This is a genomic window from Cupriavidus sp. CER-90 (genome assembly GCF_057652055.1).
Genome location: NZ_JBYGYM010000002.1, coordinates 3,493,893 through 3,507,708, shown reverse-complemented (window position 1 = coordinate 3,507,708; position 13,816 = coordinate 3,493,893). Strand labels below are relative to the sequence as shown.

15 protein-coding genes and 1 tRNA gene are annotated in these 13,816 nt (G+C 64.0%); 13 read left to right on the top strand and 3 right to left on the bottom strand.

Annotated elements, in window-relative coordinates; all coding sequences use genetic code 11:
- The first annotated feature begins 22 nt into the window (after positions 1-22).
- Positions 23-1,051, top strand: coding sequence for a DctP family TRAP transporter solute-binding subunit (locus AC24R4_RS26495; RefSeq protein WP_400394618.1), 1,029 nt, complete (start codon positions 23-25; stop codon positions 1,049-1,051).
- A complete protein-coding gene (locus tag AC24R4_RS26490) occupies positions 1,051-1,452 on the top strand; it encodes an acyl-CoA thioesterase (protein ID WP_400394620.1) in 402 nt (133 codons plus the stop codon). Before AC24R4_RS26495 ends, AC24R4_RS26490 begins: the two co-directional genes overlap by 1 nt.
- Positions 1,453-1,691: 239 nt before the next feature.
- On the opposite strand, the gene AC24R4_RS26485 is transcribed toward AC24R4_RS26490, so the two are convergent.
- Positions 1,692-2,237, bottom strand: a complete 546-nt coding sequence (locus AC24R4_RS26485; protein WP_153948350.1) for a PAS and helix-turn-helix domain-containing protein — start codon at positions 2,235-2,237, stop codon at positions 1,692-1,694.
- 157 nt (positions 2,238-2,394) lie between these two features.
- On the opposite strand from AC24R4_RS26485, the gene AC24R4_RS26480 reads away from it, so the two are divergent.
- A complete protein-coding gene (locus AC24R4_RS26480; protein WP_400396605.1) occupies positions 2,395-3,093 on the top strand; it encodes a CoA transferase subunit A in 699 nt (232 codons plus the stop codon).
- A gap of 11 nt (positions 3,094-3,104) precedes the next feature.
- The gene (locus tag AC24R4_RS26475; protein ID WP_153948352.1) at positions 3,105-3,743 is read left to right on the top strand and encodes a CoA transferase subunit B; all 639 of its coding nucleotides are present in this window, start codon (positions 3,105-3,107) and stop codon (positions 3,741-3,743) included.
- Positions 3,744-3,862: 119 nt separating this feature from the next.
- Here the strand turns inward: AC24R4_RS26475 and AC24R4_RS26470 are convergent, their stop codons facing one another.
- Positions 3,863-4,345 (bottom strand): DUF411 domain-containing protein, encoded by a 483-nt coding sequence (locus tag AC24R4_RS26470; protein ID WP_487523869.1) that lies wholly within the window; start codon positions 4,343-4,345, stop codon positions 3,863-3,865.
- Between the two features lie 10 nt (positions 4,346-4,355).
- Complete coding sequence (locus AC24R4_RS26465) at positions 4,356-5,132, bottom strand: 3-hydroxybutyrate dehydrogenase (RefSeq protein WP_400392812.1); 777 nt, start codon at positions 5,130-5,132, stop codon at positions 4,356-4,358.
- Between the two features lie 180 nt (positions 5,133-5,312).
- Here AC24R4_RS26465 and AC24R4_RS26460 point away from each other — a divergent pair, with 180 nt between their 5' ends.
- The 9 genes from AC24R4_RS26460 (at position 5,313) to pheS (ending at position 13,801) form a co-directional block, all read left to right on the top strand.
- Entirely contained in the window at positions 5,313-6,194 is an 882-nt protein-coding gene (locus tag AC24R4_RS26460) for an alpha/beta fold hydrolase (protein WP_400392811.1), read from the top strand.
- A 27-nt stretch (positions 6,195-6,221) separates the two neighbouring features.
- Positions 6,222-6,584 (top strand): RidA family protein, encoded by a 363-nt coding sequence (locus AC24R4_RS26455; RefSeq protein WP_153948356.1) that lies wholly within the window; start codon positions 6,222-6,224, stop codon positions 6,582-6,584.
- 15 nt (positions 6,585-6,599) lie between these two features.
- A complete protein-coding gene (locus AC24R4_RS26450) occupies positions 6,600-8,831 on the top strand; it encodes a RelA/SpoT family protein (protein WP_400392808.1) in 2,232 nt (743 codons plus the stop codon).
- A gap of 21 nt (positions 8,832-8,852) precedes the next feature.
- Positions 8,853-8,929, top strand: a tRNA-Val gene (locus AC24R4_RS26445).
- A gap of 351 nt (positions 8,930-9,280) precedes the next feature.
- A complete protein-coding gene (gene thrS / locus AC24R4_RS26440; protein WP_400392807.1) occupies positions 9,281-11,188 on the top strand; it encodes a threonine--tRNA ligase in 1,908 nt (635 codons plus the stop codon).
- A 47-nt stretch (positions 11,189-11,235) separates the two neighbouring features.
- On the top strand, positions 11,236-11,757 hold the full coding sequence (gene infC, locus AC24R4_RS26435; protein ID WP_092595869.1) for a translation initiation factor IF-3: 522 nt from the start codon (positions 11,236-11,238) through the stop codon (positions 11,755-11,757).
- A 180-nt stretch (positions 11,758-11,937) separates the two neighbouring features.
- Positions 11,938-12,135, top strand: a complete 198-nt coding sequence (rpmI, locus tag AC24R4_RS26430; RefSeq protein ID WP_006575466.1) for a 50S ribosomal protein L35 — start codon at positions 11,938-11,940, stop codon at positions 12,133-12,135.
- A 28-nt stretch (positions 12,136-12,163) separates the two neighbouring features.
- Positions 12,164-12,520 carry a 50S ribosomal protein L20 gene (gene rplT, locus AC24R4_RS26425; protein WP_092595867.1) on the top strand — a complete coding sequence of 119 codons (357 nt, stop codon included), beginning with the start codon at positions 12,164-12,166 and terminating at the stop codon, positions 12,518-12,520.
- Positions 12,521-12,775: 255 nt separating this feature from the next.
- Positions 12,776-13,801: a phenylalanine--tRNA ligase subunit alpha gene (pheS, locus tag AC24R4_RS26420; RefSeq protein WP_194946536.1), complete on the top strand. Its 1,026-nt coding sequence runs from the start codon at positions 12,776-12,778 to the stop codon at positions 13,799-13,801.
- The last annotated feature ends 15 nt before the right edge of the window (positions 13,802-13,816 follow it).

The window sequence follows — 13,816 nt, the reverse complement described above, 5'->3', positions numbered from 1 at the left end:
GATGAAACGAGGAGATTCCCGCATGAAACGCCGTGCCCTGATGCTGTCCGTTGCCGCCTCGATCGCCGCTGCCGCCTTTGCCGCGCCGGCCGCCATGGCCCAGACCTACAAGCCTGAATACAAGATGTCGCTGGTGCTGGGCCCCGCGTTCCCGTGGGGCAAGGGCGGCGAGATCTGGGCAGACCTGGTGCGCCAGCGCACCAGCGGCCGCATCAATATCAAGCTGTATCCGGGTACGTCGCTGGTGGCCGGCGACCAGACGCGCGAGTTTTCGGCCATCCGCCAGGGCGTGATCGACATGGCCGTGGGCTCGACCATCAACTGGTCGCCCCAGGTCAAGGAGCTGAACCTGTTCTCGCTGCCGTTCCTGATGCCCGACTACAAGGCGCTGGATGCGCTGACGCAGGGCGAAGTTGGCAAGTCGATCTTCGGCACGCTGGAAAAGGCAGGCGTGGTGCCGCTGGCCTGGGGCGAGAACGGCTTCCGCGAAGTGTCGAATTCGAAACACGAGATCCGCAAGCCGGAGGACCTCAAGGGCCTGAAGCTGCGCGTGGTGGGTTCGCCGCTGTACATCGAGACCTTCAACGCGCTGGGTGCCAACCCGACGCAGATGAGCTGGGCCGATGCGCAGCCGGCCATGGCGTCGGGCGCGGTGGACGGCCAGGAGAACCCGCAGAGCGTGTTCGCCGCCGCCAAGCTCTACACGGTCGGCCAGAAATACGTGACGACCTGGGGCTACGTCGCCGATCCGCTGATCTTCGTCGTCAACAAGCAGATCTGGGAAAGCTGGACCCCGGCTGACCGCGAGATCGTGAAGCAGGCCGCCATCGACGCCGGCAAGCAGGAAATCGCGCTGGCCCGCAAGGGTCTGGTGGAGCCCGGCGCGCCGGCCTGGAAGGACATGGAGCAGCACGGCGTGAAGGTGGTCTCGCTGACCCCGGCCGAGCACGACGCGTTCAAGAAGGCCACGGCCAAGGTCTACGACAAGTGGAAGAAGCAGATTGGCGCCGACCTGGTGACCAAGGCCGAAGCGTCGATCGCCAAGCGTTGATGAAGCACGTCTTCACCTGCGTGATGCCGATCCGGTGGGGTGACATGGACGCCATGGGCCATGTCAACAACACCGTGTACTTCCGCTACCTGGAGCAGGCGCGCATCGAGTGGTTCGCGTCGATCGGCCGCAATGGCCGGGACGGCAACGGCCACGGGCCCGTGCTGATCAACGCCCACATGACGTTCCTGAAGCAGCTGCGTTACCCCGGCGATATCGAATGCCGGGTGTACGCGGGCCAGCTGGGGCGGTCAAGCTTCGAGACGAAGATCGAGATCCGCCGGACCGACCTGCCCGATGTGGTCTGGGCGGAAGGCGGCGCCAAGGTGGTGTGGTGCGACTACGCGGCGGAGAAGAGCGTGCCGGTGCCGGCGGAGATACGGATGCTGATTGCCGAGTAACGACAGGCGCAAGCAAGGCTGCCGGTTGTTTGACAGCCAACGCCGCGAGTCACGCCCAAGTGGCGTCAGAGGGTAGTGTCCTGGCTCTCTCCCCTCATGGGGAGAGAGTGGGAGAGAGGGGTGGTACAGCAGGGAGCCACATCGAGCGAAGCTGTCGGTGTGTTCCAGCACGGCAGCATCTGATACGCCTGCCCTCTCCCCCGCCCCCTCTCCCGCTCGCGGGAGAGGGGAGCACACCCTCAGTGGTTCACCAGCCGCTGCACCAGATCGACGGCGGTATGCGCCCCATACTTCTTCATCAGCCGCGCCCGGTAGATATCCACGGTGCGCGGGCTGATGGCCAGCAGCTTGCCGATCTGCTTGCTGGTCTTGCCTTCCACCAGCTGCGCGGCGATGTCGCGTTCCCGGGCGGTCAGCTCGGCCGTGACCGGCCGCTTCTGCGACAGGTCCTCGAACGTCCAGATGCCGGCACCGAGCGGATCGTTGCGGTCCAGCGCGCGGCCCGTGACATGGCACCAGAACAGCTCGCCGCTGGCGCGCTTCATGATCCGTTCGTCGGAATACAGCCCCTTGGTGTTCATGACCGGCACGATGCGCGCGCCGGTGCGCTCGAATTCGTCGGCGGTGGGGTAGAGCACCTGGAACGACTGCCCCATCAGGGCTTCGCGCGTGGTGCCGAAGATCCGGCAGACCTCGCTGTTGCAATCCTCGATCATCCGGGCGCGCGAGAGCACCAGGCCGACCGGAGCCAGCTGGAATGCGGTCTGGTAGTCGATGGCCGGCATTATCCCTTATGTACTTTTACGTAATGGCGTTCGCGGCATCCGTTGACGTATCCTTTGGGTCGTCAACGGCGGCGCCTGACCGCCGATTGTACCGTTACAATTTCCGCGTGTGGCCAACCGGCCGCGCAAGAGCGGGACTACCGAGGAAGGAGCGAACATGAACAAGGTCTACGCCAGCGCCGCCGAGGCGCTCGCGGGCGTCGTACGCGACGGCCAGACGATCGCCGTGGGCGGTTTCGGTCTGTGCGGCATCCCCGAGGCACTGATCGCCGCACTGCGCGACAGCGGCGTCAAGCAGCTCACCTGCATCTCGAACAACGCCGGCGTGGACGGGTTCGGCCTGGGCCAGCTGCTGGCCACCCGCCAGATCAAGAAGATGATCTCGTCGTACGTCGGCGAGAACAAGGAGTTCGAGCGCCAGTACCTGGCCGGCGAACTCGAGCTCGAATTCACGCCGCAGGGCACGCTGGCCGAAAAGCTGCGTGCCGGTGGCTCGGGCATTCCGGCATTCTTTACCAAGACCGGCGTGGGCACGATCGTCGCGGAAGGCAAGGAAACCCGCGAATTCAACGGCGATACCTACGTGATGGAGCAGTCGCTGGTGTCCGACGTGGCCATCGTCAAGGCCCAGAAGGCCGACAAGGCCGGCAACCTGGTGTTCCGCCGTACCGCGCGCAACTTCAACCCGGTGTGCGCCATGTCCGGCAAGATCACGATCGCCGAAGTGGAAGAGATCGTCGAAACCGGCGACATCGACCCGGATGATGTTCACCTGCCCGGCATTTTTGTGCACCGCATCGTGCTGAACACCAGCCCCGAAAAACGCATCGAACAGCGCACCGTGCGTGCCAAGTAAGGAGACAGATCATGGCATGGACACGTGATGAAATGGCCGCACGCGCGGCCGCCGAGCTGCAGGATGGCTTCTATGTCAACCTGGGCATCGGCCTGCCGACCCTGGTGGCCAACCATGTGCCGCAAGGCATGGAAGTGTGGCTCCAGTCGGAAAACGGCCTGCTGGGCATCGGCCCATTCCCGACCGAGGACGAAGTGGATGCCGACATGATCAATGCCGGCAAGCAGACCGTCACCACGCTGCCGGGCTCGTCGATCTTCTCGTCGGCCGATTCGTTCGCGATGATCCGCGGCGGCAAGATCAACCTGGCGATCCTGGGTGCGATGCAGGTCAGCCAGCGCGGCGACCTGGCCAACTGGATGATCCCGGGCAAGATGGTCAAGGGCATGGGCGGCGCCATGGACCTGGTGGCCGGCGTGGGCCGCGTGGTGGTGCTGATGGAGCATACGGCCAAGAAGAAGGACGGCACCGAGGACGTCAAGATCCTCAAGGAATGCAACCTGCCGCTGACCGGCCTGGGCGTGGTGAACCGCATCATCACCGACCTGGCCGTGATCGACGTGACACCGCAAGGCCTGAAGCTTGTGGAAACGGCGCCGGGTGTGTCGCGCGAGGAAGTTCAGGCGAAGACGGAAGCCGAACTGATCTGAGCGCCGCAGCCTCAAGCACGCAGCCTCAAACAAAAACCCCCGCCGGCGCGAACCGGCGGGGGTTTTTGCTTCGGACGGCCCCGAGGTGCCGGCTGATCGCCGGCTCAGGCGCCCATGGCTCAGGTCTTCGGCTTGTTGTAGCTGGAAAAGACCGACGCTGCGCCATCGGATTTCACCAGCAGCACGTCGAACGGATCCTTGCGCGGACCGTACTCCATGCCCGGCGAGCCGACCGGCATGCCCGGGACGGCCAGCCCGGCGGCCTTCGGCCTGGCTGCCAGCAGCTTCTTGATATCGGCGGCAGGGACGTGGCCCTCGACGCCGTACCCCTGGATGACACCGGTGTGACACGAGCCGAATCGCTCGGGAATGCCGTATTTCTGGCGATACACGCCAGTATCTTCCACATCGTGCGTGGCCACGGTGAAGCCGTTGTCGCGCAGGTGCTTGACCCAGTCCTCGCAACAGCCGCAGGTCGGGCTCTTGTAGACGTCGATCGCCAGCGCCTTCGGCGCCTGGGCCACCGCCATCAGCGGCGACAGCAGCAGGGCGCCTGCGCCAAGGGTGCGCAGGGCATGGCGTCGCGATTGACTACGCTGCATCGTTGCCTCCTTATTGCGCCACCCAGCCGCCATCCATGTTCCAGATCGCGCCACGCACCTGCCTGGCCGCTTCGCTGGACAGGAACACGGCCAGCGCGCCCAGTTCCTCGGGCGTGACGAACTGGCCCGACGGCTGTTTTTCGAGGACCAGCTCGCGCTTGGCCTGTTCCACCGGGATGCCTTCCTTCTGCGCGCGGGCTTCCACCTGTTTCTGCACCAGCGGGGTCAGCACCCAGCCCGGGCAGATTGCATTGGCCGTGACGCCGGTCTGTGCGGTTTCCAGCGCGGTCACCTTGGTGAAGCCGACAATGCCATGCTTGGCCGCCACGTAGGCCGACTTCTCGGCCGAGGCCACCAGGCCGTGGGTGGACGCCACGTTGATGATGCGGCCCCAGTTCTTGGCCTTCATCGACGGCAGGGCGAGACGGGTGGTATGAAAGGCGGAGGTCAGGTTGATGGCGATGATTGCATCCCACTTGTCGACCGGGAATTCCTCGATCTTGGCCACGAACTGGATGCCCGCGTTGTTGACCAGGATGTCCACGCCGCCGAAGTCTTTCTCGGCATAGCGCATCATGTCCTCGATCTCGGCGGACTTGCTCATGTCCGCGCCGTGGTAGCCCACCTGGATGCCGCTGCCGGCACGGGCGATTTCCGCCTTTGCGCCGTCGGCATCACCGAATCCGTTGACAATGATGTTCGCGCCCTGCGCAGCCAGCGCCTGCGCGATGCCGAGTCCGATACCGCTGGTCGAGCCCGTGACCAGTGCCGTCTTGCCTTTGAGCATGTAAGCCTCCGTCGGGAGTGTCAGGATGTGCTGTGGCATTGTACTCGCAGGGCGTACAATCCGGCTTTGGCCTGGCGCCGTATTTCGTCGCGTTCTGCCCGGTGTTTCATCGTGGGCGAGAAATTCCGAAAAAACTCGCACGCCGCAGGGGATGCGGTGGCACCAGCAGGGGAGTCCCAGATGTCTTCCAGTCCGCGCCTCGGGTTCGTTCAGTGCATCAGCCCGGCGGGCCTGCATCGCATGGCCTATCACGAATGGGGCGATCCCCTGAATCCGCGTGTGCTGATGTGCGTGCACGGCCTGACGCGCACCGGCCGCGACTTCGACGCGCTGGCGCGGGCGATGTCCGACGAGTATCGCGTCGTGTGCCCGGACGTGGTGGGCCGCGGACGCTCGGAATGGCTGGCCGACCCGCATCACTACGTGGTGCCGCAGTATGTGTCGGACATGGTCACGCTGATCGCCCGGCTCAACGTCGAACAGGTGGACTGGTTCGGCACGTCGATGGGCGGGCTGATCGGCATGGGCCTGGCTGGCCTGCCGAAGTCGCCGGTGCGCAAGCTGCTGCTCAACGATGTGGGGCCGCGTGTCACCGCGCAGGCGCTGGAGCGCATTGGCGCCTACCTGGGCCTGCCGGTGCGGTTCAAGACCTTCGAGGAAGGGCTGGCGTACCTGCAGACGATCAGTACGTCGTTCGGCCGGCATACGCCCGAGCAATGGCGCGAGCTGAACGGCGCCATCCTCAAGCCGGTGCAGGGCGCCGAGGGGCTGGAGTGGGGGCTGCACTACGATCCCGCGCTGGCCGTGCCGTTCAAGGAGACGCCCCCGGAAGCGGTGCAGGCCGGCGAGCAGGTGCTGTGGCACATGTTCGAGGCGGCGCCGGGGCCGACGCTGATCGTACGCGGCGCCCAGTCGGACCTGCTGCTGCGCGAGACGGTGGCGGAGATGGTGGCGCGCGGCAAGCAGGTATCGACCGTCGAAATCCCCGATGTGGGGCACGCGCCCACGTTTATCGATCCGGCCCAGATTGCCATTGCCCGGGCATTCTTCCTGGGTACGTAACGAATTTTTTGCTGAGAAGAATCTGATATGAGCACCAACCCCCTGAAGCGCGCCCACGTGGGCAAGCGTCTGTCCGAATACGCGGTCTACAACGGCGTGGTCTACCTGGCCGGCCAGGTGCCCGAGGTCGACCCCAAGGCCGACCTGCGCGGCCAGACCCGCGAGGTGCTCGGTCATATCGACCGCCTGCTGGCCGAGGCCGGCAGCGACAAGACGCGCATCCTGATGTGCCAGATCTTTCTGACCGACGTCACCCGCATTGGCGAGATGAACGAGGTGTGGGACGAATGGGTGCCCCAGGGCAACACGCCCCCGCGTGCAACCGTGGAAGCCAGGCTGGCCAATCCCGACTATCTGATCGAAGTGGTGGTGACGGCCGCCCTCAATTGATGCAGGCGTTGTGACATGGTGACGTCAACGGAGCTGACGGGCCAGACCGCAGGCATTCCGGATGCCGGGCTCGTCGAACGCGCCCTGGCCTTTGTGCGCGACGTGGCGGACGGCGATAACCCCGTGCTGTTGCCGACCGGCGAGAGCGTGCTGTCGCACGCCGAAGGGATGCTGCGCATCCTCGACGGCCTGCGGGTGGACGATGCCGCGCGCGCGGCGGCCTGCCTGTTCGCGGCGGCGGCCTTCGTGCCCGACGCCGAGGCCCAGATCGAACCCAGATTTGGCGAGGAGGTGGTGCGCCTGGTGAAGGGCGTGCGCCAGCTGCTGCGCATCGGCGCCATCGCGGTGACGCAGGCCGACGTGTCGGAGGCGTCGAAATCGCAGGTGGCCGCGCGCCACGAGCAGGTCGAGGCGCTGCGCAAGATGCTGCTGGCATTTGCCCAGGATATCCGCGTGGTGCTGGTGCGGCTGGCGTCGCGCCTGCAGACCCTGCGCTGGCTGGCGCAGACCAAGACGCCGCCGCTGTCCGGCGTGGCCCGCGAGACGCTGGACATCTACGCGCCGCTGGCCAACCGGCTGGGCATCTGGCAGGTGAAGTGGGAGCTCGAAGACCTGGCGTTCCGCTTCGAGCAGCCCGATACCTACAAGCGCATTGCGAAGCTGCTGGACGAGAAGCGCATCGAGCGCGAAGGCTATATCGCGCAGGCCATCGCGCGCCTGCAGTCGGAACTGGCCTCGGCCGGCATCCGCGCGGAGGTGACGGGCCGGCCGAAGCACATCTCCAGCATCTGGAAGAAGATGCGCGGCAAGGAACTCGATTTTGCCGATCTGTACGATGTACGCGCGTTCCGCGTGATCGTCGACGACATCAAGGACTGCTACACCGTCCTGGGGATCGTCCACCATATCTGGCAGCCAATTCCCCGCGAATTCGACGACTATATTTCGCGGCCGAAGGCGAACGGCTACAAGTCGCTGCATACCGTGGTGATCGGTGACGACGGGCGCGCGTTCGAAGTGCAGATCCGCACGCAGGAGATGCACCACTTTGCCGAATACGGCGTGGCCGCGCACTGGCGCTACAAGGAGGCCGGCGGCAAGGGCTACAGCGGGCAGTTTGCGGCCGACAATACCTACGACGAGAAGATTGCCTGGCTGCGGCAGCTGCTGGCCTGGAAGGACGAGGCCGACCACACCGTCGCGCACGAGGATTCGCCGTGGGAGCAGCTCAAGCATGCCGCCATCGACGACCATATCTATGTGCTGACGCCACAGGCGCGCGTGGTGGCACTGCCCCAGGGCGCGACGCCGGTGGACTTTGCCTATTACCTGCACAGCGATCTGGGCCATCGGTGCCGCGGGGCGCGCGTGGACGGATCGATGGTGCCGCTGAACACGCCGCTCAAGAACGGGCAGACCGTGGAGATCGTGGCGGTCAAGCAGGGCGGCCCGTCGCGCGACTGGCTGAACCCCGAGCTTGGCTACCTGGCAAGCAATCGCGCGCGGTCGAAGGTGCGGGCCTGGTTCAACGCGCTCGATTCGCAGGAAACGCTGGCGCAGGGCCGGGCGCTGATCGAAAAGACGCTGCAGCGCGAGGGCAAGACGGCTGTCAATCTGGACGACCTGGCCACCCGGCTCAACTTCAAATCGACCGACGATCTCTACGCGGCCGTGGCCAAGGAGGAGTTCAGCCTGCGGCATGTGGAGCATGCGCTACGTCACCCGGAGGGCGAGGCGCAGCCGCAGTTCAACGAGGAAGAGGCCGTCACCAAGAAGAGTCGCGCCACCAGCGTGGCGCGCGGCGCCAAGAGTGGCGTTCTGGTGGTGGGCGTGGATTCGCTGATGACGCAGATGTCGCGTTGCTGCAAGCCGGCGCCGCCCGACGAAATCGTCGGATTTGTCACGCGCGGCCGCGGGGTGTCGATCCATCGCCGCAACTGCAGCACATTCCTGCAACTGTCGGCGCGGGCGCCGGAGCGCGTGATCCAGACGGCATGGGGCAAGCGCAGCGACGCGGTGTATCCGGTGGATATCCAGGTGGAAGCGGTGGATCGTCAGGGCCTGCTGCGCGATATCTCCGAAGTGCTGTCACGGGAGAAAATCAACGTGACCGGTGTGAAGACGCTGTCGAGCAAGGGCGTGGCGCGCATGCAGTTTACGGCGGAAGTGTCCGAGGCCACGCAGTTGCAACGGGCGCTGCAACTGATCGAGGAAGTGCAGGGGGTGTTGCACGCCAGGCGAAAATAAGGTTATACTCTGCGCTTCGCTAGGCTCGTAGCTCAGCTGGTTAGAGCACCACCTTGACATGGTGGGGGTCGTTGGTTCGAGTCCAATCGAGCCTACCAACGAACATGCAGTACAACGCCGGAAGCGCGCCATGAACATGACAACTCGAACTACTACCGCTGGTTAGCGACAGTAGTCGAGGTGCGCCTTCGACCCGTGCAGGATGCGGGGAAACACAGAAAAACGCGGCCTTGGCCGCGTTTTTTTTTTTTCGTCTGTCGTTTGCCAGCGTGCTGCTAAGCTGCCGCGTCGCCCGAAGTTGGGCGCGGGTCAGCCCGAGGGATTTCCGTTGCCGGTGTTGTCCGATGCGCGCGTGCGCCGCATCGGGCGGCCCGGCGCCACAAAAGTTGCTTTGTCCGCCCGCCAGGTGCCCAGATGCCGGCGCGGCGGCATCCACAAGAGGTGCAATGATGATCGCAATCACGCTGCCGGACGGTTCCCGTCGCGAGTACCCCGGCCCCGTCACGGTGGCTGAAGTGGCGCAGAGCATCGGCTCGGGCCTGGCCAAGGCCGCGCTTGCCGGCAAGGTCGATGGTCGCATGGTCGATACGAGCTTCACGATCGACCGCGATGCCTCGCTGGCCATCGTCACGGACAAGGACGCCGACGGCGTCGACGTGATCCGCCATTCGACGGCCCACTTGCTGGCCTACGCCGTCAAGGAACTGTTCCCCGATGCGCAGGTGACGATCGGTCCGGTCATCGAGAACGGTTTCTACTACGACTTTTCCTACAAGCGTCCTTTCACGCCCGAGGATCTGGCCGCCATCGAGAAGAAGATGACGGAACTGGCCCGCAAGGACGAGAAAGTCACGCGCGAAGTGTGGAACCGCGACGAGGCGGTGGCGCTGTTCGAGTCGATGGGCGAGAAGTACAAGGCCGAGATCATCGCTTCCATTCCGGCCGACCAGGAAATCGGTCTGTATCGCGAAGGCAACTTCGTCGATCTGTGCCGTGGGCCGCACGTGCCGTCGACGGGCAAGCTCAAGGTCTTCAAGCTGATGAAGGTGGCCGGCGCCTATTGGCGCGGTGACTCGAACAACGAGATGCTTCAGCGCATCTACGGCACAGCCTGGGCCAGGAAGGAAGACCAGGAAGCGTACCTAACGATGCTGGAGGAAGCCGAGAAGCGCGACCACCGCCGGCTGGGCAAGACGCTGGACCTGTTTCACCTGCAAGAGGAAGCGCCGGGCATGGTGTTCTGGCATCCGAAGGGCTGGAGCGTCTGGCAGGCCGTCGAGCAGTACATGCGCGGCCGCCTGACGGAAGCCGGCTATCAGGAAGTCCGGACGCCGCAAGTGATGGATCGTTCTCTCTGGGAGAAGTCGGGCCACTGGGAGAACTACAAGGAAAACATGTTCGTCACGGAGTCGGAAAAGCGCGACTACGCGATCAAGCCGATGAACTGCCCGGGACATGTCCAGATCTTCAATCACGGCCTGCGCTCGTACCGCGACCTGCCGCTGCGTTTTGCCGAGTTCGGCTCGTGCCACCGCAACGAGCCGTCGGGTGCGCTGCATGGCCTGATGCGCGTCCGTGGTTTTGTGCAGGATGATGCGCATATCTTCTGCGCGGAAGAACAGATCGTCGAGGAAGCGAAGGCGTTCAACGAGCTGGCATTCTCGGTGTATGACGATTTCGGCTTCAAGGACGTCAAGGTCAAGCTGTCGCTGCGCCCGGAAAAGCGCGCCGGCTCGGATGCCGTGTGGGATCACGCCGAAGACGGCTTGCGCCTGGCGCTGCGCGCCTGCGGCGTGGAGTGGGAGGAACTGCCGGGTGAGGGTGCCTTCTATGGTCCGAAGGTGGAATACCACATCAAGGACGCGATCGGCCGTTCGTGGCAGTGCGGTACGCTGCAGCTCGACCTCGTGCTGCCGGAACGCCTGGGCGCCGAATACGTGGCCGATGACAACGGCCGGAAGCGTCCGGTTATGCTGCATCGGGCCATCCTGGGTTCGTTCGAACGATTCCTCGGCATCCTGCTGGAAAACCATGCGGGTGCGCTGCCCGCCTGGCTGGCTCCGGAGCAGGTGGTCGTCATGAATATCGCCGAATCGCAGTCGGAATATGCCGAAAACGTCGTGCAACTCTTGCAAAAACAAGGGTTTAGGGCCAAGGCGGATTTGCGTAACGAGAAAATTACGTATAAAATCCGCGAGCACTCGCTCCAGAAGATTCCCTACCTGCTAGTGGTGGGCGACAAGGAGCGGGACGCCAATCAAGTGGCCGTGCGTGCCCGTGGCAACGTGGATCTGGGTGTCATGCCCGTTTCCGCGTTTGTGGAACGTCTTCAGAACGACGTTGCCAGCAAAGCCTGAGGGTGTGAAGCACGGCTTGTTTTTTTGTCTTCTTGAGGTAACGGAACATCGCTACAGACAAAGGTCACCGTATCAACCGGGAAATCAGCGCGCCTGAGCTGCGCCTGGTAGGGGTTGATAACGAGCAGCTCGGCATCGTCAAGTTCATGGACGCTCTGCGCATGGCCGAGGACAAGGACTTGGATCTGGTGGAGATCGCGCCTAACGCGGCTCCTCCCGTGGCCCGCATCATGGACTACGGCAAGTTCAAGTACGAGGAAGCCAAGCGCGCCCATGAGGCCAAGCTCAAGCAGAAGATCATCCAGGTCAAGGAAGTGAAATTCCGCCCTGGCACGGATGATGGCGACTACAACGTCAAGCTGCGCAATCTGCGACGCTTCCTGGAGGATGGGGATAAGACCAAGATCACGCTGCGTTTCCGCGGTCGTGAGATGGCCCACCAGGAAATTGGCGCGCGCATGCTCGAGCGTCTGAAGGCTGACCTGGAAGAACTGGGTCAGGTCGAGCAGATGCCGAAGATGGAAGGTCGCCAGATGGTGATGGTGCTGGCTCCCAAGAAGAAGAAGTAATTCCTGTGCGGGGCGGCGGCCGGGATGCCGGGGGTATCCCGGCGTCGCCCTGCGCGGAAACCGTGCGTGGTGCACGGGGTTTACGCCCCGGCGCTGCGTACAAAAACAAGTGGATGCGGGTTTTGCAAGTGATGGCGTCAGTCATCCACCTGCATGCATGTCATAGAGCTGGAGTTATTCATGCCTAAGATGAAGACCAAGAAAAGCGCCTCCAAGCGCTTTACGGCACGCCCGAACGGTTCGTTCAAGCGCGGCCAGGCCTTCAAGCGTCACATCCTGACGAAGAAGACCACCAAGAACAAGCGTCAACTGCGCGGCACCCAGGACGTCCATGAGACGAACCTGAAGTCCGTTCGCGCGATGATGCCTTACGCATAACCCCAACCGATAACGAAAGGAGTATTACATGCCTCGAGTAAAGCGTGGGGTCACTGCACGGGCCCGTCACAAGAAGGTTATCGACGCTGCCAAGGGTTACCGCGGCCGTCGCAATAATGTCTACCGTATCGCCAAGCAGGCGGTCATGCGTGCTGGCCAGTACGCGTACCGCGATCGTCGCAACAAGAAGCGCGTGTTCCGCGCGCTGTGGATTGCACGTATCAATGCCGCGACGCGTGAGCATGGCATGACCTACAGCGTGTTCATGAACGGCCTGAAGAAGGCTTCGATTGAACTGGACCGCAAGGTGCTGTCGGACATGGCCATCCATGACAAGCCTGCCTTTGCCGCCATCGTCAACCAGGTGAAAGCCTCCGTTGCCTGATGGCCGTTCGGGAAGCGCGTAACGCGCTTCCGGGCAAGCACCGACCGCAAGGTCTGCTGAAACGGGGCTCCTTACCGAGCCCCGTTTTCATTTCGAATGCCATGCCGAAGCGGGGCTTCCCCGGGCCGGGGCGGCATCCGAAATGACAATGCATCGCCGCGTGCGACCTACCGTGTATCGCGTATCGCGCCCGGCGGCAGTGCCTATCCTTCCTATGCACCATCCACGTACCGTCCACGTATAGCCGTCATGTCCCTGGATCTGGATCAAATCGTCGCCGACGCACAGGCCGCCTTCGCCGCCGCCAACGACAACGCCACGCTGGAAAACGAGAAGGCCCGCTTCCTGGGCAAGACCGGCGCGCTGACCGAACTGCTCAAGGGCCTCGGCAAGCTGGACCCGGAAGCCCGCAAGACCGAGGGCGCCCGTATCAACCAGGTCAAGCAGCAGGTGGAGGGTGCGCTGCAGGCGCGCCGCCAGGCGCTGGCCGATGCGCTGATGAACGCACGCCTGGCCGCAGAGGCCATCGACGTGACGCTGCCCGGCCGCGCCGTGGCGCGCGGCAGCGTGCACCCGGTGATGCGTACGTGGGAGCGTGTCGAGCAGATCTTCGGTTCGATCGGCTTCGATGTGGCCGACGGCCCCGAGATCGAAACCGACTGGATGAACTTCACCGCGCTGAACAACCCGGACAACCATCCGGCACGGTCGATGCAGGACACGTTCTATGTGGACGGCCGCGACAGCGACGACAAGCTCCTGCTGCTGCGTACCCACACCAGCCCGATGCAGGTGCGCTACGCCCGCATGCACGTGCAGAAGTACGCCGGCAAGCCAATGCCGCCGATCAAGGTGATCTGCCCGGGCCGCACCTATCGCGTGGACAGCGACGCCACGCACTCGCCAATGTTCAACCAGGTGGAAGGCCTGTGGATTGGCGAGGATGTCAGCTTTGCCGACCTGAAGGGTGTCTATACCGATTTCCTGCGCAAGTTCTTCGAGCGCGACGATATCCAGGTGCGCTTCCGCCCCTCGTACTTCCCGTTTACCGAGCCGTCGGCCGAAATCGACATGGCCTTCGGCAATGGCAAGTGGCTGGAGATTTCCGGCTCGGGCCAGGTTCACCCGAACGTGCTGCGCAACATGGGCCTGGACCCCGAGCGTTATATCGGCTTCGCGTTCGGCTCCGGCCTGGAGCGCCTGACGATGCTGCGGTACGGCATCAACGACCTGCGCCTGTTCTTCGAGGGCGACGTGCGCTTCCTGCGCCAGTTCGCCTGATCGTCGCAGGCCGCT

What these genes read in the sequence shown, in the direction of transcription:
- AC24R4_RS26495 (WP_400394618.1), top strand. Translation starts at nt 23, where the DNA reads ATGAAACGCCGTGCCCTGATGCTGTCCGTTGCCGCCTCGATCGCCGCT.
- AC24R4_RS26490 (WP_400394620.1), top strand. Translation starts at nt 1,051, where the DNA reads ATGAAGCACGTCTTCACCTGCGTGATGCCGATCCGGTGGGGTGACATG.
- AC24R4_RS26485 (WP_153948350.1), bottom strand. Translation starts at nt 2,237, where the DNA reads ATGCCGGCCATCGACTACCAGACCGCATTCCAGCTGGCTCCGGTCGGC.
- AC24R4_RS26480 (WP_400396605.1), top strand. Translation starts at nt 2,395, where the DNA reads ATGAACAAGGTCTACGCCAGCGCCGCCGAGGCGCTCGCGGGCGTCGTA.
- AC24R4_RS26475 (WP_153948352.1), top strand. Translation starts at nt 3,105, where the DNA reads ATGGCATGGACACGTGATGAAATGGCCGCACGCGCGGCCGCCGAGCTG.
- AC24R4_RS26470 (WP_487523869.1), bottom strand. Translation starts at nt 4,345, where the DNA reads ATGCAGCGTAGTCAATCGCGACGCCATGCCCTGCGCACCCTTGGCGCA.
- AC24R4_RS26465 (WP_400392812.1), bottom strand. Translation starts at nt 5,132, where the DNA reads ATGCTCAAAGGCAAGACGGCACTGGTCACGGGCTCGACCAGCGGTATC.
- AC24R4_RS26460 (WP_400392811.1), top strand. Translation starts at nt 5,313, where the DNA reads ATGTCTTCCAGTCCGCGCCTCGGGTTCGTTCAGTGCATCAGCCCGGCG.
- AC24R4_RS26455 (WP_153948356.1), top strand. Translation starts at nt 6,222, where the DNA reads ATGAGCACCAACCCCCTGAAGCGCGCCCACGTGGGCAAGCGTCTGTCC.
- AC24R4_RS26450 (WP_400392808.1), top strand. Translation starts at nt 6,600, where the DNA reads ATGGTGACGTCAACGGAGCTGACGGGCCAGACCGCAGGCATTCCGGAT.
- thrS (WP_400392807.1), top strand. Translation starts at nt 9,281, where the DNA reads ATGATCGCAATCACGCTGCCGGACGGTTCCCGTCGCGAGTACCCCGGC.
- rpmI (WP_006575466.1), top strand. Translation starts at nt 11,938, where the DNA reads ATGCCTAAGATGAAGACCAAGAAAAGCGCCTCCAAGCGCTTTACGGCA.
- rplT (WP_092595867.1), top strand. Translation starts at nt 12,164, where the DNA reads ATGCCTCGAGTAAAGCGTGGGGTCACTGCACGGGCCCGTCACAAGAAG.